Source organism: Novosphingobium sp. UBA6272 (genome assembly GCF_002440635.1).
Classification (GTDB): domain Bacteria; phylum Pseudomonadota; class Alphaproteobacteria; order Sphingomonadales; family Sphingomonadaceae; genus Novosphingobium.
The window spans coordinates 114276-136630 of sequence record NZ_DJUW01000003.1 but is presented as its reverse complement, the minus strand read 5'-3'; the positions used below and the strand labels follow the sequence as shown (position 1 = coordinate 136630).

General features: G+C 64.8%; 20 protein-coding genes. 12 read left to right on the top strand and 8 right to left on the bottom strand.

Annotated elements, in window-relative coordinates; all coding sequences use genetic code 11:
• Positions 1–33 precede the first annotated feature (33 nt).
• From murI to B2V17_RS02990, 4 genes are all read left to right on the top strand, one after another.
• The gene (gene murI, locus B2V17_RS03005) at positions 34–834 is read left to right on the top strand and encodes a glutamate racemase (protein ID WP_292995058.1); all 801 of its coding nucleotides are present in this window, start codon (positions 34–36) and stop codon (positions 832–834) included.
• Complete coding sequence (locus tag B2V17_RS03000) at positions 831–1751, top strand: MBL fold metallo-hydrolase (RefSeq protein ID WP_292995056.1); 921 nt, start codon at positions 831–833, stop codon at positions 1749–1751. The genes murI and B2V17_RS03000 overlap by 4 nt, the downstream gene beginning before the upstream one ends.
• An 89-nt stretch (positions 1752–1840) precedes the next feature.
• The gene (hemA, locus tag B2V17_RS02995; protein ID WP_292995054.1) at positions 1841–3055 is read left to right on the top strand and encodes a 5-aminolevulinate synthase; all 1215 of its coding nucleotides are present in this window, start codon (positions 1841–1843) and stop codon (positions 3053–3055) included.
• 114 nt (positions 3056–3169) lie between these two features.
• Entirely contained in the window at positions 3170–4702 is a 1533-nt protein-coding gene (locus tag B2V17_RS02990; protein WP_292995052.1) for a DUF2853 family protein, read from the top strand.
• A gap of 70 nt (positions 4703–4772) precedes the next feature.
• Here B2V17_RS02990 and B2V17_RS02985 read toward each other — a convergent pair whose 3' ends face one another.
• A complete protein-coding gene (locus tag B2V17_RS02985; RefSeq protein WP_292995050.1) occupies positions 4773–6116 on the bottom strand; it encodes a TolC family protein in 1344 nt (447 codons plus the stop codon).
• A 127-nt stretch (positions 6117–6243) separates the two neighbouring features.
• Between B2V17_RS02985 and B2V17_RS02980 the strand changes: the two genes are divergently transcribed.
• Positions 6244–7983 (top strand): type I secretion system permease/ATPase, encoded by a 1740-nt coding sequence (locus B2V17_RS02980; protein WP_292995048.1) that lies wholly within the window; start codon positions 6244–6246, stop codon positions 7981–7983.
• Positions 7980–9290, top strand: a complete 1311-nt coding sequence (locus B2V17_RS02975; protein ID WP_292995046.1) for an HlyD family type I secretion periplasmic adaptor subunit — start codon at positions 7980–7982, stop codon at positions 9288–9290. Before B2V17_RS02980 ends, B2V17_RS02975 begins: the two co-directional genes overlap by 4 nt.
• 4 nt (positions 9291–9294) lie before the next feature.
• Here B2V17_RS02975 and B2V17_RS02970 read toward each other — a convergent pair whose 3' ends face one another.
• From B2V17_RS02970 to B2V17_RS02945, 6 genes are all read right to left on the bottom strand, one after another.
• Positions 9295–10158, bottom strand: coding sequence for a DUF5694 domain-containing protein (locus B2V17_RS02970; protein ID WP_292995044.1), 864 nt, complete (start codon positions 10156–10158; stop codon positions 9295–9297).
• A 73-nt stretch (positions 10159–10231) separates the two neighbouring features.
• A complete protein-coding gene (locus tag B2V17_RS02965; RefSeq protein WP_292995042.1) occupies positions 10232–11437 on the bottom strand; it encodes a type III PLP-dependent enzyme in 1206 nt (401 codons plus the stop codon).
• Positions 11438–11575: 138 nt separating this feature from the next.
• On the bottom strand, positions 11576–12820 hold the full coding sequence (locus tag B2V17_RS02960; RefSeq protein ID WP_292995040.1) for a serine hydrolase domain-containing protein: 1245 nt from the start codon (positions 12818–12820) through the stop codon (positions 11576–11578).
• Positions 12821–13003: 183 nt separating this feature from the next.
• Entirely contained in the window at positions 13004–14203 is a 1200-nt protein-coding gene (locus tag B2V17_RS02955; protein WP_292995038.1) for a carboxynorspermidine decarboxylase, read from the bottom strand.
• Between the two features lie 13 nt (positions 14204–14216).
• The gene (locus B2V17_RS02950) at positions 14217–14651 is read right to left on the bottom strand and encodes a GxxExxY protein (protein WP_292995036.1); all 435 of its coding nucleotides are present in this window, start codon (positions 14649–14651) and stop codon (positions 14217–14219) included.
• Between the two features lie 58 nt (positions 14652–14709).
• On the bottom strand, positions 14710–15921 hold the full coding sequence (locus tag B2V17_RS02945; protein WP_292995034.1) for a saccharopine dehydrogenase family protein: 1212 nt from the start codon (positions 15919–15921) through the stop codon (positions 14710–14712).
• A 47-nt stretch (positions 15922–15968) separates the two neighbouring features.
• Here B2V17_RS02945 and B2V17_RS02940 point away from each other — a divergent pair, with 47 nt between their 5' ends.
• Both B2V17_RS02940 and B2V17_RS02935 read left to right on the top strand, forming a co-directional pair.
• Positions 15969–16946 (top strand): threonine ammonia-lyase, encoded by a 978-nt coding sequence (locus B2V17_RS02940; protein ID WP_292995032.1) that lies wholly within the window; start codon positions 15969–15971, stop codon positions 16944–16946.
• 76 nt (positions 16947–17022) lie between these two features.
• Entirely contained in the window at positions 17023–17451 is a 429-nt protein-coding gene (locus B2V17_RS02935; RefSeq protein ID WP_292995030.1) for an MAPEG family protein, read from the top strand.
• Between the two features lie 44 nt (positions 17452–17495).
• Here B2V17_RS02935 and B2V17_RS02930 read toward each other — a convergent pair whose 3' ends face one another.
• Positions 17496–20075, bottom strand: a complete 2580-nt coding sequence (locus B2V17_RS02930) for a TonB-dependent receptor domain-containing protein (RefSeq protein WP_292995028.1) — start codon at positions 20073–20075, stop codon at positions 17496–17498.
• A 226-nt stretch (positions 20076–20301) separates the two neighbouring features.
• Between B2V17_RS02930 and infA the strand changes: the two genes are divergently transcribed.
• Genes infA through yacG form a run of 4 tightly spaced genes read left to right on the top strand, consistent with a single transcriptional unit; the run spans position 20302 to position 22246 of the window.
• Complete coding sequence (gene infA, locus B2V17_RS02925; protein ID WP_088309920.1) at positions 20302–20550, top strand: translation initiation factor IF-1; 249 nt, start codon at positions 20302–20304, stop codon at positions 20548–20550.
• Position 20551: 1 nt separating this feature from the next.
• Positions 20552–21130 carry a Maf family protein gene (locus B2V17_RS02920; RefSeq protein WP_292995024.1) on the top strand — a complete coding sequence of 193 codons (579 nt, stop codon included), beginning with the start codon at positions 20552–20554 and terminating at the stop codon, positions 21128–21130.
• Positions 21123–22082 carry a ribonuclease gene (locus tag B2V17_RS02915; protein ID WP_292995022.1) on the top strand — a complete coding sequence of 320 codons (960 nt, stop codon included), beginning with the start codon at positions 21123–21125 and terminating at the stop codon, positions 22080–22082. Before B2V17_RS02920 ends, B2V17_RS02915 begins: the two co-directional genes overlap by 8 nt.
• The gene (gene yacG / locus B2V17_RS02910; RefSeq protein WP_292995020.1) at positions 22079–22246 is read left to right on the top strand and encodes a DNA gyrase inhibitor YacG; all 168 of its coding nucleotides are present in this window, start codon (positions 22079–22081) and stop codon (positions 22244–22246) included. Before B2V17_RS02915 ends, yacG begins: the two co-directional genes overlap by 4 nt.
• The last annotated feature ends 109 nt before the right edge of the window (positions 22247–22355 follow it).

Genomic DNA, 22355 nt, shown 5'->3' with positions numbered 1-22355 from the left:
CGACAAGCTCAGGACAGACGGGACTGGTTCGGATTGGTTGATTCTGCTGCTCCCCTGCTTTTCTTCGATTCCGGGGTCGGCGGACTGTCGGTGCTGGCCGAAGTGCGTCGTCTATTGCCCGGTGCTCCGGTGATCTACGCCGCGGACAATGGCGGACTGCCCTATGGCACCAAGACCGAGGCGGAGGTCGCCGCGCGGGTCTGCGGGCTGCTCGGGCGGATGAGCGAGCGCTATGCCCCGCGGCTGATCTGCATCGCTTGCAACACCGCCAGCACGATTGCCCTGGCCATGGTCCGCGACGTGCTCAATGTTCCGATCGTCGGCACGGTGCCTGCGATCAAGCCTGCTGCTGAACGTACCCGCAGCGGCACGATCGGTCTGCTCGGCACGGCAGCGACGATCCGCCAGCCTTATGTCAACCGGCTCGCTGCCGAATTTGCCACCGACAAGGTTCTGCTGCGCTTTGCCGCCGGGGAACTGGTCGGCGCGGCGGAGGCGAAGCTGCGCGGCGAGCCGGTCGATCCCGCAGTCTACGCCCGCGCCGCTGCCGGGCTGCGCGACCAGCCGGGCGGCGCAGCGATCGACACCGTGGTGCTGGCCTGCACGCACTTTCCGCTGGTGACCGAGGAACTGGCCGCGGCGTTCGGGCCAGAGGTCACCTTCGTCGACGGGGCGGCCGGCATCGCCCGGCGGATCGTCCACCTGACCAAGGACCAGGGCTTTACCCGCACCCGGCCCGACTTCGCCCTGTTCACCAAGGCCGAACCCGATCTCGCGGCCCTTGCTCCGGCACTGGCCGGCTATGGCCTCGGCCGCATGGAGGTGCTGACATGACCCGCCGCCTCAACTGGTTTCTGCTCGGCCTGATCCTGCTGCTCGGCCTGCCCTATTACTGGCTGCTGCTCGACAATCGTCCCGGCGATGCCCAGCTTAAACCGGTCACAATCGCCCAACTGCGGCAGCTCGCCGCCAGCATCCCGGGGGAAGCGCCATATGCCGTAGAGGTCGAACTGTCCTCTTTCCGCCGCATGCCGGGCAATCTGTTCGTCGCCGGATCGGGCCTCAAACGGAAGCTGATTGGCGTGATGGCCTGGCGGTTACCGATCAAGGGCGGCAAGCCGGTGGTCATCGATAGCGGCCTACCCAAAGCGGCGGCGACCGATATGGGGATGGAACAGTTCGATGCCGCCGCGCAGGCCCGAATCGAAGCGGCATTGCGTGATGCCGGACTGATCCTGATCACGCACGAACATATCGATCACGAAGGCGGCCTGATCGCCTTGAACAATCCGACCGCGCTGGCAGCCGCGCGGCTAAATCCCGCGCAAATCTCGGGAAACCGCTGGAGCGAAATGCTGCCCTGGCCGCAGGGCCCCAGGCCTCGGCCCGCGATCACCGGCACTGCTCCGGTCGCGGTCGCTCCCGGCGTGGTGGTGATCCCTGCCCACAGCCACACCCCCGGATCGCAGATGATCTTCGTGCGGCTGGCCAGCGGGCAGGAATTCCTGTTCGCCGGGGATATTTCGACCTTCACCCAGAACTGGACCGAAACCCGCGCCCGTTCCCGGCTGGTCGGGGACTTTCTGGCCCCCGAAGAGCGCCGCGAGGTCTTCGCCTGGCTGCGCTCGATCCAGGCGCTCAAGGCGCAGAACCCGGGGCTGGTCGTCCTGCCAGGGCACGACTACGAATGGGTAATCGATCCCCAGAACCGGACAGGCGTGCGTCAGGGTTTTACTTCCCCATCGGTTTGATCCAGCGCAATGCGATTGGACTCGCAATCGCCCACTCCTTCGCGTAGAGCGCGCCGAAACACGGCGGCATGCCGGGGGAACCCAGTCACGTGAACTACGATCTGATATTCGACCAGGCGATCGAGCGGCTCCATTCGGAAGGCCGCTACCGCGTGTTCATCGACATCCTGCGCAACAAGGGCGCCTATCCCAACGCGCGCTGCTTTGCCGGGCACAACGGGCCCAAGGACATCACGGTGTGGTGTTCGAACGATTACCTCGCGATGGGACAGCACCCCAAGGTGATCGCGGCGATGGAAGAGGCGCTGCACGATGTCGGCGCCGGTTCGGGCGGCACCCGCAACATCGGCGGCAACACCCATTACCATGTCGATCTCGAAGCCGAGCTGGCTGACCTCCACGGCAAGGACGGCGCGCTGCTGTTCACCTCGGGCTATGTCTCGAACGACGCGACGCTCTCGACCATCGCCAAGATCCTGCCCGGCTGCGTGATCTTCTCGGACGAATTGAACCACGCCAGCATGATCGCCGGGATCCGCAATTCGGGCGCTGAGAAGCGCGTGTTCCGCCACAACGATCTGGCCCATCTGGAAGAGCTGCTCGCCGCCGAAGACCCCGAATTGCCCAAGCTGATCGCGTTCGAGAGCGTCTATTCGATGGAAGGCGATGTCGCCCCGATCCACGCGATCTGCGACCTCGCCGAAAAGTACAACGCGCTGACCTACATCGACGAGGTCCATGCGGTCGGCATGTATGGCCCCCGCGGGGGCGGGATCACCGACCGCGATGCGGCGGCCCACCGGATCGACATCATCGAGGGCACGCTCGGCAAGGCGTTCGGCGTGATGGGCGGCTATATCGCCGCCGACAGCCGGATCATCGACGTGATCCGCAGCTATGCACCTGGGTTCATCTTCACCACCAGCCTTTCGCCGGTGCTGGTCGCGGGCGTGCTCGCATCGGTCCGCCACCTCAAGGCCAGCTCGGTCGAGCGCGAGGCGCAGCAGGCCAATGCGGCGTTCCTCAAGCAGCAGTTCCGCGACGCCGGCCTGCCGGTGATGGACTCGACCACCCACATCGTCCCGCTGATGGTCGGCGATCCGGTCAAGGCCAAGAAGGTCTCCGACATCCTTTTGGCCGAATACGGCGTCTACGTTCAGCCGATCAATTACCCCACCGTGCCGCGCGGCAGCGAGCGGCTGCGCTTCACCCCCGGCCCCGCGCACACCGAGTCGATGATGCAGGATTTGACCAAGGCCCTGGTGGAAGTCTGGGGCCGTCTCGAGCTTCGTCTCGCCGCCTGAATTGCTACTATTTCCAGCTAGACCGCCCGCGATAAATCGCTAGGTTCCCGCCGGTGCTTCGGGTCTCAAAGCTTTGAGACAATCACCGATTGTCGAGGTCGTAGGGAGTGGGAAATGGCAACTGATTGGGCTGCTGATGTCAAGAAATACGCCGCCAAAGCTGACGATGCGATCATCGCCGGCATCGTCCGCTATTGCGGGATTGCCTTGCGAAATCGCGATTCTGCGCTGGTATCGTTTTCCGATCCGAAGGAACTCGACCGAGTCCGCAACAATTTTCTTAAGAAGAAGCTTGGCCGGACCGAAACAGATAGCGTCCTCGATGCCGCAATCGCCAAAGTAGGCGATTTGATGAAGGCTGATCGGACTAAGAACCGCGTCACCGTTTACTACCTGTTGGCAGACAATTTTGGCGCGCTTGGCCTGTTCGAGCCCAAGGCCAAGCCCACTGCCGCAAAGGCTCCGGCCAAGACCGAGAAGAAGCCTGCTGCTGCCAAGGCAACAGCGAAGGCCGAAACCAAGCCCGCAGCGACCAAGGCTCCGGCGAAGAAGAGCGCTGCCAAGGCTGCCGGTGCGGCCGCCGCAGTTGCTGGCGCTGCAACCGCAGGGGCCGCAGCCGCGAAGAAACCAGCGGCGAAGAAAGCCGCTGCACCCAAGGCTGCACCGGCCAAGAAGGCTGCCGCCCCAGCCAAGGTTTCAACCACGAAATCCGCGGCGACCAAGAAGTCCGTCAATACCGGCACGGCAGCGGCTGCAACGGCGGCAGCCGGCGGCGCGCTCGGCCTGGCCAGCGCGGCACCGGCCGCGGCCAAGCAGGCAGCGGGCAAGGCGGCTGACAGCGTAGCCGACACCGCGAAGGCTGTTGCCAGCGCTGCCACCGATACGGCCAAGGCCGCAACCACGGGCGCGGCCGATGCCGCCAAGGCTACGGTCGCTGCAGCCTCCGATGCCGGAGCTGCAGTGGCCGGTGCCGCCGGAGCTGCCGCCGCTGGCGCCGCGTCGCTTGCCACGGGGGCAGCCAGCAAGGCGGCCTCGGCGGTCAGCGGGGGTGCCCAGTCGCTCAGCGGATCGGCCAAGGACGAGGATTCGGGCCTCGGCTGGCTGTGGTGGTTGCTTGGCCTTGCGCTGTTGCTGTTCCTGGCCTGGTGGCTGTTCCTGCGCGGCCCGTCGGACGATGGCGCAGCGGGCGCCGACTCCACCTCCGCCCCGGTCGCTGCCGGCAGCGAGGCTGCCGCAGCACCCGCCGGCACCGCCGAACTCGCTGCCGCTCCAGCCGAAGGCACGGTTACGATCCCCACCGGCGCCGGCGTCACCACCGAAAGCCGCGAAGGCAAGCCGGTGGTCAAGGTCTATTTCGACAGCGGCAAGATCGATGTCGTCCCGGCCTTCGATCCGGCGGCAGGCGGGCTCAAGGGCTGGCTTGAAGCCAATCCCGGCTCAAGCCTGGCGATTTCGGGCTATGCCGATCCCAGCGGCAATGCCGCAATGAACGCCGATCTGGCGAAGAAGCGCGCCCAGGCGGTCCAGGCCGCTCTGGTAAAGGCCGGCATTCCCGAAGCTTCGGCCGTGCTTGTCAAGCCCGAGAACGTGACCGACGCCAGCGTCGCCAAGGACGCCGCGCGCCGGGTCGAGGTGGTCGTCAAGTAACGCGCGGCAGCGCGATGAAATCAAGCCCCGCCCGGCCACCCGGGCGGGGCTTTCATTTTGGGTAAAGCGGCTAACGCGGCCCGTACATTTTCGCGCTGAGCTTGCGTTCGGTTACGCCCAGGAAATCGCGCAGGCCGCCCATCTGGCCAAGCAGACCATATTGCGCCAGCCACAAGCCGTGCTGGGCAACATTGACTTCCGATGTCGCGCTGAAAACCGCGCTTTGCGCCGCCAGCAGATCAAGCAGCGAACGCCGCCCGATTCCGAATTGCTCGACATAGGAAATGCGCAGATCGCGGGCGACTTTCAGCCGGTCGCGCTGGATCTTGAGCCGGGCCTTCCAGTCTTCGATCGCGATCCACGATTTGCGGATCGCCAGCTCGCTCTCCCGGTCGGCCTGGGCCAGGGCAAAGCGGGCCTCGTCCACTCCGGCCTTTGCTTCGCGCACCCGGGCCGAATTGATCCCGCCGTCGAACAGGGTCCAGCGCGCCACAAGCAGCAGTTCGTAATCCTTGGTGGTGCCGCGGTAGCCTTCGAAGTCTTCGCCATAGCGGATCGTGCCCTGGACCCCCAATTGCGGCGCATATTCGCTCCAGGCCCGGCCCGCCCCGGCCTGGGCAGAACGAACCCGCGCCTCGGCGCTGCGCAGGCGCGGATCGTTGATCCGGGCGACCGCCAATGCGTCCTCAAGCGTGGCCGGCAATTTCGCTTCAGGATCGGGCGGCAATTGCAGGTCGAATTCCGAGATGCCGAGCAGCAGCGCCAGTTCCGAGCGGGCCGTATCGCGTTCGGCGCGGGCCTGATCGAGCGCCAGGATCGCGCCCTGCAGCCGTTCATCGGCCTGCTGCTTTTCAGCGATGGTCAGGACCCCGCGATCGACCGCTTCACCGACATCGGCAAACAGGTCGCGGTGAAATGACAGGTTCTCTTCCGCCCCCTCGACAATCATCTGCTGGACCCGGACCTGCAGATAGGCGCGGGCGATCGCATAGGCGGCATATTCGCCGGTGGCCTGCTCATCCCAGCCCGCCGCGATCATCCGGCCTTCCTGCGCCTTGGAGGCGAACTGGCGGCGGCCGAAATCCCACAGCGACTGGTTAAGGCTGATCGTGGCGTAAAACGGGCGGGTCTTGACCGCAGACAGCCCCAGGTTGATGCGCGGCGCATTCTCGAGATGCCGCCAGCCATAGACTCCGGTCGCTTCGATGCGCGGCATCCATTCGCGTTCGGCCTGGTCGCGCCCGGCCTCTGCGGCGCGGACGCGGGCCTGGGCCTGGCCAATCTCGGGACTGCGGGCGAGGCCCATGCTGACCGCATCGGCAAGGCTGATCGGCTCGGCCAGAACCGGCCCGGCGGTCAACGCCAGGGCGGTAACCGTGCCGATCAAGATCCGTGCTTTGCGCTTGATTTGCATGCATTCCCTCATGGCTGGCCCGCTGGACCATGTTTTGCCCAGTAACGATCCCGCCGTTTATGTAAACGCGATTGACAGAAGCTTTGCCAGCGTCTGATGGTCGGTCAAAGAATTTTGGGGAAAGCAATTGGCTTCAGGCCACGAAGTCGAAGTTCCAAAAGGCCGGATAGCTCCATGGCTGTCCGGCCCTTTGCGTGCCAATCGCGGGATCTACCTGAAGGTCGGTCTGGCCGCGGCGATGATCAATTTCTTCGCGCTGACCACCTCGCTGTTCACGATGACGGTCTATGACCGGGTGATCCCCAACAACGCGATCGATTCGCTGGTCGGACTGACGATCGGCATGGTCATCGTGGTGATCTTCGATTTCGTGCTGAAATTGCTGCGGGCCTACTTCGTCGACGTCGCCGGGGCGCGGATCGACCGCGACATGGGCGAGGCGATCTTCCAGCAGATCCTCGACATGCGGCTCGATCTGCGCCGGGGATCGACCGGCAGCCTTGCTGGCCTGGTCCGCGAGATCGAATCGGTGCGGGATTTCTTCGCCAGCGCGACGCTGACCGCGCTGGTCGACCTGCCGTTCATTTTCATCACCGTGGCGGTGATGGCGATCATCGGCGGGTGGATCGTCGCGGTCCCGCTGTTTCTGATTCCGCTGGTCGTCCTGACCGCGCTGGCTACCCAGCCGGTGATGCGCCGCCTCTCGGCCGAAGTGCTGGGTGAGGCGCTGGGCAAGCAGGCGGTGCTGGTCGAAACAATCGGCAGCCTTGAAACGGTCAAGTCGGCCAATGCCGGGCCGATGCTGGCCAAGCGCTGGGACAAGGCGGTGGTCGAGCATGCCGGATCGTCGCTGCGCCAGCGGCTGATCTCGACGATCTCGATCAACATGGCCGGCACCGCGCAGATGATCGCCTATGCCGGGGTGGTCGTGATGGGCGTGTTCATGATCGCCGATGGCACCCTGACCATGGGCGCGATGATCGCCTGCTCGATCCTGTCGAGCCGCGTGGTCGCCCCGCTGGGCGGGATCGCGCAGCTGCTGACCCGGATCAACGCAACGCAGACCGCCTATCGCCAGATCAACCGGATCATGGAACAGCCGCCCGAAGGCCCCTCGGGCGAAGGCCTGCCGGTTACCCAGCTACGCGGCGCGCTGGAGTTCCGCGATGTCGATTTCCGCTATCCCGAGGCGCCCGAACTGGCGCTGACCGGGGTCAACTTCCGGATCAATCCGGGCGAACACGTTGCGCTGATCGGCCCGATCGGATCGGGCAAGTCGACCATCGCCCGGCTGCTGATCGGGCTCTATACGCCGGCCAGCGGGCTGGTGCTGGTCGACGGCGCCGATATCCGCCAGCTCCGCCCATCGGAGCTGCGGGCCAAGGTTGGCGCACTGTTCCAGGACAATGTCCTGATCACCGGCACGATCCGCGAGAATATCAAGCTGGGCCGCGAGGCGATCGACGACGAGGAAATGCTCCGCGCCGCCCAGCTCAGCGGAGCGCATGAATTCATCTCGCAGTTCCCGGCCGGCTACGACTTGCGGCTGCGCGATCGCGGCGAAGGCCTGTCGGGCGGGCAGCGGCAGTCGATCGCGATGGCCCGCGCGCTGGCCGGGCGCCCGCCGCTGCTGATCTTCGACGAGCCGACCTCGTCAGTCGATACCGATACCGAAAACCGCCTGATCAAGCAGCTCAAGACCGAGTTCCAGGGCCGCACCCTGGTTCTGATCACGCACCGGCCCTCGCTGCTGGCGCTGGTTGACCGGGTAATCCTGATGGCCCGCGGGCGGGTTGTGATGGACGGACCGACCCAGCAAGTGATCAACCGGGTCCGCGGTGTGACCACGACGGTGGCAAAGACATGACCAAGGGAACCGACCTGATCACCGGGGCCGAAGCCCATCTGGACCAGAAGCAGGACTTTACCGCCAACCGGTCGGCCAACCTGATGCTGTGGGTGATCGCGGCGTTCTTCGTTGCCTTCCTGCTATGGGCGACCTTCACCAAGCTGGAACGCACGGTCCATGCCCAGGGCCGCGTGGTGCCGAGTTCGAAGATGCAGATCGTCTCGAACCTTGAAGGCGGAGTGATCCAGGAAATCGTCGTGAAGCCGGGGCAGATCGTCAAGAAGGGCGATGTGCTGGTTCGGCTCTCCCCTACCCTGTCCTCGGCCGAACTGGGCAGCAATGCCGTTACCACCGATGCATTGCGCGCCAAGATTGCCCGGCTGGACGCCGAAGTGCGGGGAAACACTCCCAACTATGCCGGTATATCAGCTGCCGCCGCCGCGACAGAGGAAGCTCTGCGCCGCGCCCGTGCGGCTGAACTGGCCAGCTTGAGCAACGCCGGCGGTGCACGCAGCGTGCAGGCCGAGCGCGCGGTGAACGAAGGCGAAGCGATTCTGGCCGCCCGCCGCTCCAACCTCGTCGCGGCCCAGCAGGAACTGGAAATGATGCGTCCGCTGGCGGCCAAACAGATCGTCAGCAAGTTGGACTATACCAAGGCCGAGAACGCTGTGACCGTGGCTCGCAACGAAGTTGCCGCCGCCGAAGCCTCGATCGCCCGCGCCCGCGCCGCGATCGCCGAAGCCCGCGCCTCCACCGCGCAAGCGCGCGGCGACTGGCTGTCCCGGGCAGGCGGTGAACTCGCCGCTGCAAGGGCCGAACTGGCAGCCCGTTCCAGCGCTACCCCGGCGCTGGCCGACCGGGTCGACCGCACCACGATCCGCGCGCCGATGAACGGCCGGGTCAACCGGGTGCTGGTGACCACGGTGGGCGGCTCAGTCACGCCGGGAATGCCGGTGGCGGAAATCGTGCCGACCGATGATGCCCTCTATGTCGAAGCTGCGGTTCGCCCGCAGGACATCGCCAGCGTCCGGATCGGTCAGCAGGCCAGCGTCGAAATCACCGCCTACCGCTCCGCCGTATTCGGCAAGCTCAAGGGCGAGGTAATCGAGGTTTCGCCCGATGTGGTGACGCACGAGAAGACCGGCGAAAGCTTCTACACGATCGAGGTCAAGACCACGTCAAAGCTGACCGATTCCAAGGGCCGTGAATTGCCGATCGGTTCGGGGATGATGGCCAATATCAGCCTGCTGGGCGAGGAACGTTCGATCCTCTCCTACATCTTCACCCCGTTCACCCAGCTCAGCGAGAACGCCTTCCGCGAATAGCGGATCAGGGCCTCGCGCGCCGTGCCGCGTCCTTGAGATAGGGCATCACGTCGACATCGACGAACCCCGGCGTGGTCTTTGCCAGCTGGCGCAGCCAGTAGCGGTGCCCGCTGCCATAGATCACCAGCACCCGGTCGCCGGGCTTCGATGCCAGCATCAGCTTCCCGAAGATCTTGGCATTGCGCATGAACCAATAGGCGTTGAGCTCTGCGCCCGGCTGGCTCTCACCATCACCCATCCATAGCAGCCCGTTGTAGAGCGCGTGGTTCATGGCATCGGCACCGGGCCCGTTGTGGCGCATCAGCAGCGCCGGGATCGAACTGACCGGCTGGAGCCGCTCGAATTCCTTCTGCTCCTGTTCGACCAGCGCAAACATCGCCCCCAGTTGAGCCTCCTTGCCATTCGCCTTGGTCCAGGCCTGAACCTTGTCGAACGGGAAATAGTCAGGCTCCCCCGGCCCCGGCTGCTCATCGATCGCCTGGACCGACTTCAGACCGGCGCGGTGGGCCAGGCGATAGCCGATCTGGACCACCTCGTTGCGGTCGGTCGCAAGATTTGCCGGAGTGAAGCTGCGATAGCCCTTGTCTTCGAAATCGGGCCCGGCGCCCTGCACTTCGATCATCACTTTGGTCGGCTTGAACCGCACCAGGGCGTCAGCCAGGGCTTCAAGCTCGCGCTGGCGGCGCGGTGAAGTGGGATCATCCGCCGTGATGTTGCGCAGATCAAGGCCGGGATTGTCGAGGTGATAGACCCCCAGCACCATCACCTGCACCGGCGCCGGTTTGGCTGCATCGGCTCGCTTCGCAGCAACAGTACCCGCAGCAACCAGGCTCGCCGCAGCCAGCACCGAGAGCAGAACTTTGCGCATCGGGATCCTCCCTACTGTATTAATCTCTTAATACAGTAGGGAGGTCATCCCATAAATGCAACTTTGGCAGCGCTCAGCGCAGCGAGACGACGTTGTCGCTCTTGCGCGGATCGGCGCGATCGCCGCGGTACTGGCTGGCCATCGGCTCGTCGCTGACGGTTTCAACCGCGCCGGTGCCGAAACCATTGAATCGGGTCTTCATCGCCGCGCCATAGGCCCCCAGCATGCCGACTTCGATATAGTCGCCCGGCTGGATATCGGCCGGCAGCAGGAACGGGCCTTCCATATAGTCGGCATCGTCGCAAGTAGGGCCATAGAACGCGAAGCTGCCCAGCGCATCGACCCGGCCTTCGGCCAGGCACTTCACCGGGAAGCGCCAGCCGACATGGGCCGCGTCATAGAGCGCGCCATAGGCACCGTCGTTGATGTACAGTTCCTCGCCGCGGCGCTTCTCGACGCGAACGATCATCGAGTTGTACTCGGCACACAGCGCCCGGCCCGGCTCGCACCAAAGCTCCGACGAATAGGACACTGGCAGCGATTCGAACGCGCGGTGGATCACATCGAAGTAGTCCTCAAGCGGCGGCGGCTCCATCCCCGGATAGATCGACGGGAACCCGCCGCCGATATCGACGATATCGACGGTGACCGATGCATCGACGATCGCGGCGCGGACCCGCTCGATCGCCTGGACATAGGCAAATGGGGTCATCGCCTGCGAACCGACATGGAAGCACACGCCCAGCCAGTCCGCCACCTGGCGGGTCGCCTGCAGCAGCGCGCCGGCATCGGCCAGGTCGATCCCGAACTTCGAGGCGAGGCTCAGCTCCGAATACTCGGAGGAAACCCGCAGCCGCACGCACAGCCGCAGATCGGCCGCCGGGGTGCCGTCTTCGGCAGCGGTCGCCTTGACGATCTTCTCCAGCTCTTCATGGCTGTCGAGGCTGAAAGTGCGAACGCCGTGGACCTTGTAGGCCTCGGCAATCGCGCCCGCCGGTTTGACCGGGTGCATGAAGCACAGCACCGCCCCGGGCAGCGCTTCGCGCACCAGCCGAACCTCGGCGATCGAGGCGACGTCGTAATGGGTCACGCCCGATGCCCACAGGACCTGCAGCAGGTCCGGCGACGGATTGGCCTTCACCGCATAGAGCGACTTGCCCGGAAACTTCTCGGCAAAGAAGCGGGCAGCGCGCGCGGCGGCGTGCGGGCGGTTGAGAATGACCGGTTCGTCGGGCGAAAGAGCGCGAACTACGGACAGAGCGTCAGGATACTGGTGCAACTCAAGGGACCCCCAATAGGCCTTTCGGCCAGGTAACACGAAGACGAGGCTGCCTTGCGGTTATTGGAAGTCCCCTTGGGGCAGCGGGGGTGGCCTATAAAGATTCGCACCTTAACTGCAAGTGAAAATGGGACCGCTTCACCCCCGCATCAGGTGATCCGCAACAGCGCGGTATGCCGGCAGCGAGGTGGGGTCGAACGCGCTGTTCGCGGCGATCGGGTGCGAGCCAAACCTGACGATGGTCACTTCCGCTACCGGATCGACCCAGATCGCCTGACCGTGAATTCCGCGGGCCGAAAAAACGCCGTGATTTCCGCCGATTATCCACCACTGGCTGACATAGGACCCGCCCGGGATCCAGGCATAGCCGGCCGGGGCAAAGGCCTCTTTCCGCCCGCCAGCCTTGACCGCCGCGACCGCCGCAGCGGAAATCGCCTGGCCGCCATTGCCCCGCCCATCCAGCCGCATCGCCTCACCAAATCGGGCCATGTCGCGCAGCACCGGATTGAGCCCGCCACCGGCAAAGGGCATCCCGGTCGAATCGATCAGGAAATCGGCGTCCTGTTCCATCCCCAACGGCTGCCAGATTCGCTCCGCCAGCACCCGGTCGAGCCGCTTGCCCTCGGTTCGCGCGACCAGCCAGCCGAGCACTTCGGTGTTGCAGGTTCTGTAGGTGAAGCGTTCGCCATGCTCACCGACCTTGGCAATCGTCGGGAGGTAGGCATAGACGTCGGTCGGCCCGGCATAGCCGGGTGCGCGCGGGGTCAGGCCCAGGGCATTGCTCATCGCGCCGATACCCGAATTGGGATCGGTATATTCCTCGCTGAAATCGAGCGCGGTGGTCATGTCCATCACCTGGCGCAAGGTGGCATCGCCAAAGCCGCTGCCCCTCAGTTCGGGGATCAGGTCGGCCATCGGCGCGGCGGGGTCGAGCCGGCCTTCGGCCACCAGCATTTCGGCCAGGGTGCCGACGAAGCTCTTGGTCACCGAAAAGGCGATATGGGTGCTGTCCGGCCCGGTGACGCCGAAATGGCGCTCATAGACAATGGCCCCGCGGTGCAGCACGGCGATCGCGTCGGTGAAGTTGACGGCGAGCGAATCCGCCCAGCTCAGCTCGCGGCCATCGTCGAGCGCGTTGAAGCGCACCGCATCGATATCGTCGCGCAGCGCCACGGGCAGCTCCCACACCGGCCCTGCCCCGCGCGAAACCCGCGCCGTCGGCAGAAACTCGCGCATGTTGGAATAGGCGTAGCGGTGGGTCGGAAAGCGCATATGGTCGGCCCGCTCCCACGTAAGCCGCTTGTCCTGCGGCGGTGGCAGGCCTTCCATCCAGCCCATGACGGTCGGATCGGAACTGTGGGCGTCGAGAATCTGGTCCGGCATCTGGCTCTCCCCTGTTGTGGGTAGATTACGCAGACTGCGGCGTTGTGCCAGTTTTTGTTCACCCGAAGAACCGAAGATGTTGCTCTATGCGGCGAAGCCGCATTGTTCGATCAAACGCAACGCTGGATTTGCGTAATCGCCTCCGGCGAGTCCTGACCTCGTCGGTGCTTCGGGTGAAACAGCTCAACTGAGCCGATCGCGAAAGTCCTCGTAGCCGAAGCGCTTGATGCATTCGAGGTGATCGGTCTCGCTGTCCCACAGCCAAATCGACGGCAGCGGCACGCCGTTGAAGGTGGTGGTCTTGACCATCGAATAATGCGCCTGGTCGAGAAATGCGAAGCGCTGGCCAACCTGCGGACCCGATGCAAAGCGGTAGTCCCCGATCACGTCGCCCGCGAGGCACGATGGCCCGCCCAGCCGCACCGCCCCGCCGGCGCCTTCGTCGATCTCGGAATCGAGCTGCGGCAGCTCGCCGAGCATCGCCGGACGGTAGGGCGCCTCGATCACGTCGGGCATATGGCAGGTCGCGGAAATGTCGGTGATCGCCACCGGCATGCCGTTCTCGCCGATATCGAGCACGGTGCCGACCAGGATCCCGGCATCGAGCGCCACCGCCTCGCCGGGTTCGAGATAGACCTCGGCCTGGGTATCGTCCTGCAGATCGATCAGAAACTCGACCAGTTCGTCGCGCTGGTAATCGGCCCGGGTGATGTGATGCCCGCCGCCGAGGTTGACCCATTTGAACTGGCCGAAGTACGGCTCGAGATAGTCGAACGCGACATCCCAGGTCCGCCGCAGCGGCTCGAAATCCTGCTCGCACAAGGTGTGCATGTGGATGCCGTCGACCAGCTCCATATGCTCTTCGGTCAGCTGGTCGATCGGGAAACCGAGCCGCGAATGCGGCGCACAGGGATCATAACGTGGCACTTCACCTTCGGGGTGCAAGGGATTGATCCTGAGGCCGATATCGAACGCTTCCCCTCGCGCCCGCGCCGCCGCGATGATCGCGCTGCAGCGCACGATCTGCTGCGGGGAATTGAAGATCACGTGGTCCGACAGGCGCAGGATCTCGTCGAGGTCCTCGGGCTTGTAGGCGGCGCAATAGGTCGCGATCTCGCCGTCGTAGAACTCGGAGGCGAGCCGCGCTTCCCACAGACCGGAGGTGCAGACCCCGTCGAGGTACTCGCCCACGATCGGCGCGGTGGACCACATCGAAAAGGCCTTGAGCGCCGAGAGCAACTTGATCCCGGCCCGGTCGCGGACATCAGCCAGCACCGACAGATTCTGCCGCAACCGCGCGGCATCGACCACGAAGCTGGGGCTGTCGACGCGGGAGAGGTCGAATTGGGCAAAAGCCCCCGGATCGCCGGCTCTGGTTTCCATTTTATGGGTCCGATTAGTTCACGCAGAGGCGCAGAGGAAGAAGGGAGGCGCGGAGAATCAATTCGGGCCGGTAGTCGTTGACCACCCTGCGGATCCCGTCTTTCATAGTTTCCTCCGAAAAATTTAGAAGCAGCCCTACAGGCTGCTTAAGCAGTCTGAGGTAGGTCAACACCTGCTTGGCATGTGCCTTACTAAGTTGCTCGACAGTCTTGATCTCGAGAACGAGACGATCATCGACGAGGATGTCGATCTTGAAGGCAGGGTCATAGGCTTCGCCGTCAAAGACGGCTTTAACCTGCACCTGTCGCTCAACCTTGAGGCCACGTTTCCTCAAACGCCCTGCCAAGACCGACTCATAGACCGTTTCGAACAATCCAGGCCCGAATTCCTTGTGGATGGCTATGGCTTCAGCGCTCACGGCAGCGCTGAGTTCGTCGATCGCGATCATACCCCTCCGCGCCTCTCTTCTTCCTCTGCGCCTCTGCGTGAACTATTCCAACCTATCGTTAGAACTCCACCGGCCCCGGCAATTCCTTGACCTGCCACGGCAGCCCCTGCGTATTCAGCATGTCCATGAACGGATCGGGATCCATCTGCTCCATGTTGAACACCCCGTCACCCGTCCAGGCGCCGGTCAGCATCATCGCCGCGCCGATCATTGCTGGAACGCCGGTGGTATAGCTGATCGCCTGGTTGCCGGTTTCGGCATAGGCGTCTTCGTGGTCGCAGATGTTGTAGATGTAGAAAGTCTTCTCGCCGCTGCCGTCGAGTGCTTCGCCGGTGGCGATGTCGCCGATGTTGGTCTTGCCCTTGGTCGTCGGCCCCAGCGTTTCGGGCTTGGGCAGCACGGCGGCGAGGAACTGCAGCGGGATGATTTCCTTGCCCTGGTACATCACCGGATCGATCCGGGTCATGCCGACATTCTGCAGCACGGTCAGGTGCATGATGTAGGCATCGCCGAAGGTCATCCAGAACCGCGCGCGCTCCAGCTCGGGCAAGAATTTGGCAAGGCTTTCCAGCTCCTCGTGGTACATCATGTACATATTCTTGGGGCCGACCTGGTCGAACTCGAACGCAACTTTCTTGCTCATCGCCGGGGTTTCGACGAACTCGCCGTTCTCCCAGTGCCGCGCCGGGGCGGTCACTTCGCGGATATTGATTTCGGGGTTGAAATTGGTGGCAAAGGCCTGGCCGTGATCGCCGCCGTTGCAATCGAGGATGTCGAGCTGGCGGATGGTCTTCAGCTTGTGCTTCTTGAGCCACATCGCGAAGACCGAAGTCACGCCCGGATCGAAGCCCGAGCCGAGCAGCGCCATCAGGCCCTTTTCCTTGAACCGGTCATGATAGGCCCACTGCCAGGAATATTCGAATTTGGCCTGGTCCTTGGGCTCGTAGTTGGCGGTATCGAGGTAGTCGACCCCCGCCTCGAGGCAAGCGTCCATGATCGGCAGGTCCTGATAGGGGAGCGCCAGGTTGACCACCAGCTTGGGCTGGATCTGCTGGATCAGCCGGGTCAGCGCGGGAACTTCCTCGGCGTCGATCTCGTAAGTCTGGACGGTCTGGCCGGTGCGCTCCTTGACCGAGGCGGCGATCGCGTCGCACTTGGAACGAGTTCGGCTGGCGAGGTGGATCTCGCTGAAAATGCCTGCGTTCATCGCCATCTTGTGGACGCAAACCGAGCTGACCCCGCCCGCGCCAATCACCAGAACCTTGCTCACTTCCCGAATCTCCTTGCCAGTGGCCTGCGGGCATATAGATTTGTTTCATGACCGCACAACAAATGCGCACCCCGACTCCCGAAGGGGTAGCCCGCGCCGCCGCCAAGATAGCCGAATTGCTGCCGAAAACACCCCTAATCGAGGCGGAGGTCAATGGCGCTCGTCTGTGGTTCAAGGCCGAGAGCCTGCAGCCGGTCGGCGCCTTCAAGATCCGCGGGGCCTGGCACCGGCTGAGCGATCTGACAGCGGACGAACGCGCGCGCGGCGTGGTCGGTGTCTCGAGCGGCAACCATGCCCAGGGCGTGGCCTGGGCGGCCAAGCGGCTCGGCATTCCCGCCACGATCGTGATGCCGGTCGATGCCCCGCAGGTGAAGCTCGACGCGACCCGCGCGCACGGCGCGGAGGTCGTGCTCTATGACCGGCCCGGCGGCGAAGATCGCGATGCGGTGGCGCAGCGATTGGTCGACCAGTCCGGCGCGACGCTGGTCCATGCCTTCGCCGATGCCTGGGTGATCGAAGGCCAGGGCAGCACTGGAACCGAGATCGTGGCACAACTGGCCGAACGCGGGCTGCAAGGTCCGACCCGGATCGTCTGCCCCTGCGGCGGTGGCGGGCTGACCGCCGGCCTCGCCGTCGCCTGCCCCGAGGCCGAGATCGTGCCGGTCGAACCCGAAGGCTGGGACGATGTGCGGCTGAGCCTGGAAGCGGGAGAGATCGTCGGTGTCGCAGACACCTCGCACCCCACGGCCTGTGATGCGCTCCAGACCCCGGCAACCCGCCCGATAAATTTCGCCGTGCTCAAGGGCCGGGTGCCGCGCGGGCTGATGGTCACCCCGGCCGAGGTCCGCGCCGCCCAGCGCTGGGCCTTTTCCAAGCTGCATCTGGTTGTGGAACCGGGCGGCGCGGCAGCGCTGGCGGCGGTGCTCGCCGGCAAGGTGCCGGTGGACGGCCGCACCGCGGTGATCATCTCTGGCGGCAACACTGATGCCGCCGCCTTTGCCAAGGTGCTGTCCGGCAACGATTAGTTGCAATTGACAATCGGTCTGCCGCGGATCAACCTTCGTTTCATATAGGTCACAATAAACTAGGGGGAGAACAACAATGGAAATCCTGAAACCACTCGCCGTCCTGGCCGGCTGGACCATGATCATGTGGGTCTGGATGTATGCCACCCGGATCCCGGCGATCAACAAGCTGCCCAAGCCAACCGAACCGGGCGCCGACCAGGGCTGGACCGGCGCGATGCTGGAGCAGCTGATCCCGCGCGAGGTGCAATGGAAAGCCCACAACTACAACCATCTGCACGAAGCGCCGACCGTGTTCTATGCGGTCGCGCTGGCGCTGGCGATCCTGGACAAAGGCCACGGGCTCAATTTGACGATCGCCTGGGCCTATGTCGGCCTGCGGATCGTCCACTCGATCTTCCAGGCGACGGTCAACAAGGTGATGCCGCGCTTTGCGCTGTTCGCGCTGTCCAGCCTGTGCCTGATGGCGCTGACGCTGCACCTGATCCTGGCCCTGTTCCACTAAGCCAGAAAAGGCCCCGGCCGGGATCGACCGGCCGGGGCCTTGTTCTAGAATCCCTTGCGGAACTGGATCCCGATCACCCGCCCGCGCGGGTTGAGGAAATCGCGCTGGTAGGACAGCGGGACCGTTCCCGAACCGTCGGTCACCTTCTGGACCGAATCAAACAGGTTCTCGATCCGTAGCGAAAGATTCGCGCCCTTCAGGAACGGGACCTTCTTGGTCACGCCGGGCATCATCGCGAATTCCGCAAACAGGAACAGGTTGACGCTGTTGACGCTGCCAAAGCGCAGGTCGGTGCTGCCCGGCAGGCCGCTGGACTTGATCGTGGTCGGCCCGTTCCAGGTCCCCTGGAAGAACATTCCCATACCCTTGTGGAACACGCCGCCGTTGAATTCGAGCGCATGGCGCGGGGTACCGCTGGTGCTGAGCGCATCGCCGCCAAGCAGATCGAGCACCGGCCCGCCCGGCGCGATCTGCACCGTGTTGTCGAACTGAACGGTGTGATAGACGCCAAGGCTCCAGCGGCCCTGCCCGCCAGCTCCCATCGCCGCCATGAACCCGCCGCCGCCGCGGCCGCCACCGGGCCGAGCGCCACCACCTGCAGGCGGACGCGGAGCGGCAGGAGGCGCAGCTGCAGGTGTCGCACCGGCTGCAGCCGGACGCTGACCGCGCGGGCCGCCACCGCCCATCCCGCCGAACATGCCGCCCCCGCCTTCTGGTGCCTTGCCGATCGTGCCCGAGGTATTGAACCCCCAGCGCAGCCGCGAGCTTTCCTGCCGGGCGAAAGTCACCGGGCGCTGATCGATAGAGACCAGCCGGTTGGTTGCCGGATCGCGCACCACGCGGCCCGGAAACGCGGCTTCGATTTCGGGGGTGAGCAAGGGGAAGCTGGCGGTCACGTCGCTTGAGCGGTTGCGGAACCATTCGACGAGCAGGTTGCTGTCCTTGATCGGCAGGGTCCAGTTCGCCGACAGCTTGATATCGCGCTGCACCTCGCGCTTGAGCAGCGGATTTCCGCCGCTGATGATCGTCACCAGCACGTTTTCGTTGAGGGCAAAGTCATAGACCGGAACGTTGAAGATCTGCGTTTCGGGATTGCCCAGTTGGCTGATCGACGGTGCTTCCTGGTTGAAGATATAGCTGGCCTGCAGGTTCAGCTTCTCGGTCGGCGCCCAGGTCAGCCCCGTGCTCCAGTCGTTGACCGCGCCGAAATCGGAGACATCGCTGAGATTGGCGCTGAAGTTGAGTGAAATGTCGCCGAGCCCCCTGCCGAAGTTTTCGCGCCGGCTGGTCAGCGGCACGGCGACGTTGAGGCCGCCCTGGACCCGTAAACGGTTGAGCGAAACCGGACCGGCCGTGGAGCGTTGATCGAGGCTGTCAAAATCGATCCAGGTGATCCCGGCCTTGAAAGTGGTTGAGACCATGCCTCCAGGCACGCGGAACGGTCGCCCGGACACGGTCACCAGGCTTTCGATCCTCTCCGAATTGTTGAGCGCCAGATCCTGCCCGGCCGGTGTCAGCGCAGGCAGCGGGCCGGTGAGCGGCAGGGTTCCGGCCAGCGCCGCATCGGTCAGCGAAGTCGTAGTCGCGCGCCGGTCGATCAGGGTCCGGCTCTCGGCATGGGTGCCATCCAGCGTTGCGCTGAACTGCCACTTGCCGAGGTTGGTGTTGTAGCCCGTGCCAAGCGCAATGGTGGTAGCCCGGGTCGTCCGCTCCAACGGGTCGGGCAGCGTGCGCAGCACGGACTGGCTGGCGGGCAGCGGCCCGGTCAGCAGCACGGTGTTGAACCCGGAATAGCTGCGGCTGTCGGTCCGGTTGGCTTCTCCGCTGAGGGTGAAGTTGCCACCCATCCCGTCCTTGCCCAGTCCCTTGGTCCAGGCGGTATTAAGGCCAAAGCTGCGCGAATCCGCGATCAGGGTGCGGAATTCCGCCTGATCGGGATCGGTCGAAACGGTCGGCTGGCTGGGCTGACCCTGATCGAGATCGCGCTCCGCCTCGAACAGCGGCGTGGTATCGCTGACCGATCCGGTCAGGGTAAAGCGGTTGAGCTTGCGAAGCGTCAGCAAGCTGGCCTCGCCATTCCAGCTCGAGAACCCGCCCCGCGTCGGCAGACTGACCCCGGCCTCGATCCGGCGGCTGTCGAATTTGTCCTTGAGGATCAGGTTGACCACCCGGGTATTGGGCGGGCTGCCGAACCGCAGCGCCACTTCCTCGGGCAGGATTTCCACCCGCTTGATCGCCTCGGGCGGATAATTGCGCATTTCGCGGAAGTTGGTGATGCGCTGCCCATTGACCAGCACCAGCGGCTGCCCGCCGCCGCCGCGCCCGCGGCCCGATCCGGTCTGCGGGCTGACCCGGGCGAGCAATTCGCCGACATTGGTTGCGCCCAGCGCCTGGATGTCGGCCTCGTCAAAGGTCGCGATCGGGGCCTGGGGTGCTTCGATCTGACCATAGAACTTGGTCGCGACGACCAGAATCTCGTCGCCTGACGCACGGATCGCGTCGATCGGCTGCGTTTCGTCAGCGGCATCGACGGCAGCACTGCCGCTGGCGGGAGCTTCGGCGGTCTCCTGCGCCATGGCAGGGCTGGCCGCGAGCAGCAGGCTCAGGGTGGTAAGGCTACGCATTGCTGGTCAATTCACTCCAGTGACATCGGGCGTTGCATTCCCCATCCCTCTGCCTTGGTCCCTGACTGAGGCCTTAAGTTGTTGCAATGCCCCCGGTCGTATCAAATTGTCGCTTCGTAGATCGCACGCCCGACTGTGGCCGATTTGCCAAAGGCTTCCCTTTTGTCATTTACGCAGCTATGGGGCGCGGCAAATCAACCAAACTAGTCACGGATCAAAGGCGCGAATGGCGAAGGAAGAACTACTCGAAATGCGTGGGCAGGTGGTTGAACTGCTGCCTAATGCGATGTTCCGCGTCCGCCTGGAAAACGATCACGAAATCCTTGGCCACACCGCCGGCAAGATGCGCAAGAACCGCATCCGCGTGCTCGTTGGCGACGAAGTGCTGGTCGAACTGACCCCCTATGACCTGACCAAGGGCCGGATTACCTATCGCTTCATGCCGGGCCGTGGCGGCCCGGGCCAGTTCGGCTGACTTGACCGCTCCCAAACTCGTCCTTGCCAGCTCCTCACCCCGCCGGCGCGACCTGCTCGCCCGGATCGGTGCTGTGCCTGATCGGATCGAGAGCCCAGATATCGACGAAAGCCCGCTGAAGAGCGAATTTCCGCGCGCCTATGCGCTGCGGCTGGCTCAGGCCAAGGCGGGTGCGGTTCATCGCCAGTTCGGCGAAATCGTCCTGGCCGGGGATACGACCGTGGCGGTTGGCCGCCGGATCCTGCCTCCGGCCGAAACCGAAGCGGTCCAGCGCGAATTGCTGGGATTGATTTCGGGGCGCCGTCACCGCTGCATCTCGGCAGTCTGCGTGATCGACGCCGAGGGGAAGGCCCGCACCCGCGTGGTCGAGACCACGGTGATCTTCAAACACCTGACCGGGCAGGAGATCGACGCCTATCTCGCCAGCGGCGAAGGGCTCGGCAAAGCCGGCGGCTATGCCATCCAGGGACGCGCCGAAGCGCTGATCCGCCATGTCTCCGGCAGCCATTCCGGTGTCATCGGCTTGCCGCTGTTCGAAACCCGGGCCTTGCTGAAGACCGCAGGTTATCCCCTTGGCTGAGTGGCTGGTCGAACAGGGGATCGGCGAGGAACGCGCGGTCCTGGTCGATCGCGGCGATGCGATCGCGGCGCGGCTGCGCTGGCCCGGCGGGCTCGAAGCCGGGCTGGTCGAGGACGCCAAGCTGATTTCTCGCACTGCCAATTCCAAGCGCGGCACCGCGCGCTTCGCCTGCGGCGAGGAAGCGCTGGTCGACGGCTTGCCGCATGAGACGAGCGAGGGTGCTGCGCTGCGGCTGTTAGTAACGCGCGCGGCGATGGCCGAGCGTGGCCGGCTCAAGCGCGCGCAGGCCCGTCCGACGCAGGACGCGCCCCGCCCGGCCCAATCGCTGGCCGAAGAGCTCGGCGCCAGAGTGGTCCGCCGCTTACCGTCGGGGCTGTGGGAAGATCTGTTCAGCGATGCCTGGTCAGGTGAATTTGCCTTCAGCGGCGGCGCACTGTCCATCACCCCAACCCCGGCGATGACCCTGATCGACATCGACGGCACCCTGCCCCCGCGTGATCTGGCGCTGGCGGCGGTCGAACCGATCGCCCAGGCGCTGTTCCGGCTCGATCTGGCCGGGTCGATCGGGATCGATTTCCCGACCCTGCCCGACAAGAACGACCGCAAGCAGATCGATGGCGCGCTGGAGCGCGCGCTCGACGATTGGCCGCATGAGCGGACTTCGATGAACGGGTTCGGCTTTGTCCAGCTGGTCGCCAAACTGACCCGCCCCTCGCTGCTGCACCTCTGCGCACGCGACCGCGCAGGGGCTGCTGCGCGGCTGCTGCTGCGCGCCGCCGAACAGGTCGACGCACCTGGCGCACTGCTGCTGACCTGCCATCCGTCGGTCGAGGCCGCGCTGCGCCCCGAATGGCGCGAGGAACTCGCCCGCCGCACGGCGCGGGAAGTTCGGCTGAAGGCCGATCCGGGTCTTGCCCTGTCCGCCGGTTTCGCGCAGGCGGTGGAACGATGACTTCGTCCTTCAAGAAATGCCCGGTCTGCGGCAAACCCCGCAGCGAGGAGCACAGCCCGTTCTGCTCCACCCGCTGCAAGGACCGCGACCTGGTCCGCTGGCTCGACGACGGCTATGCCATTCCCGGCGCGCCGGCGATCGACGAAGACGAAGGAAAGGCCTGAAACCCTCTTGCCAAGCGCGCCTGCCTTCGCCATAGGCGCGCTTCCTGTCGCGCGGTGCCTTTCGGGGCGCAACGCCGAAGCGATGCCCGGATAGCTCAGTTGGTAGAGC

Excerpts from the sequence above, each read along its gene's own strand:
- B2V17_RS03000 (WP_292995056.1), top strand. The coding sequence starts at position 831 with ATGACCCGCCGCCTCAACTGGTTTCTGCTCGGCCTGATCCTGCTGCTC.
- B2V17_RS02990 (WP_292995052.1), top strand. The coding sequence starts at position 3,170 with ATGGCAACTGATTGGGCTGCTGATGTCAAGAAATACGCCGCCAAAGCT.
- B2V17_RS02985 (WP_292995050.1), bottom strand. The coding sequence starts at position 6,116 with ATGCAAATCAAGCGCAAAGCACGGATCTTGATCGGCACGGTTACCGCC.
- B2V17_RS02975 (WP_292995046.1), top strand. The coding sequence starts at position 7,980 with ATGACCAAGGGAACCGACCTGATCACCGGGGCCGAAGCCCATCTGGAC.
- B2V17_RS02970 (WP_292995044.1), bottom strand. The coding sequence starts at position 10,158 with ATGCGCAAAGTTCTGCTCTCGGTGCTGGCTGCGGCGAGCCTGGTTGCT.
- B2V17_RS02960 (WP_292995040.1), bottom strand. The coding sequence starts at position 12,820 with ATGCCGGACCAGATTCTCGACGCCCACAGTTCCGATCCGACCGTCATG.
- B2V17_RS02955 (WP_292995038.1), bottom strand. The coding sequence starts at position 14,203 with ATGGAAACCAGAGCCGGCGATCCGGGGGCTTTTGCCCAATTCGACCTC.
- B2V17_RS02950 (WP_292995036.1), bottom strand. The coding sequence starts at position 14,651 with ATGATCGCGATCGACGAACTCAGCGCTGCCGTGAGCGCTGAAGCCATA.
- B2V17_RS02940 (WP_292995032.1), top strand. The coding sequence starts at position 15,969 with ATGACCGCACAACAAATGCGCACCCCGACTCCCGAAGGGGTAGCCCGC.
- B2V17_RS02935 (WP_292995030.1), top strand. The coding sequence starts at position 17,023 with ATGGAAATCCTGAAACCACTCGCCGTCCTGGCCGGCTGGACCATGATC.
- B2V17_RS02930 (WP_292995028.1), bottom strand. The coding sequence starts at position 20,075 with ATGCGTAGCCTTACCACCCTGAGCCTGCTGCTCGCGGCCAGCCCTGCC.
- infA (WP_088309920.1), top strand. The coding sequence starts at position 20,302 with ATGGCGAAGGAAGAACTACTCGAAATGCGTGGGCAGGTGGTTGAACTG.
- yacG (WP_292995020.1), top strand. The coding sequence starts at position 22,079 with ATGACTTCGTCCTTCAAGAAATGCCCGGTCTGCGGCAAACCCCGCAGC.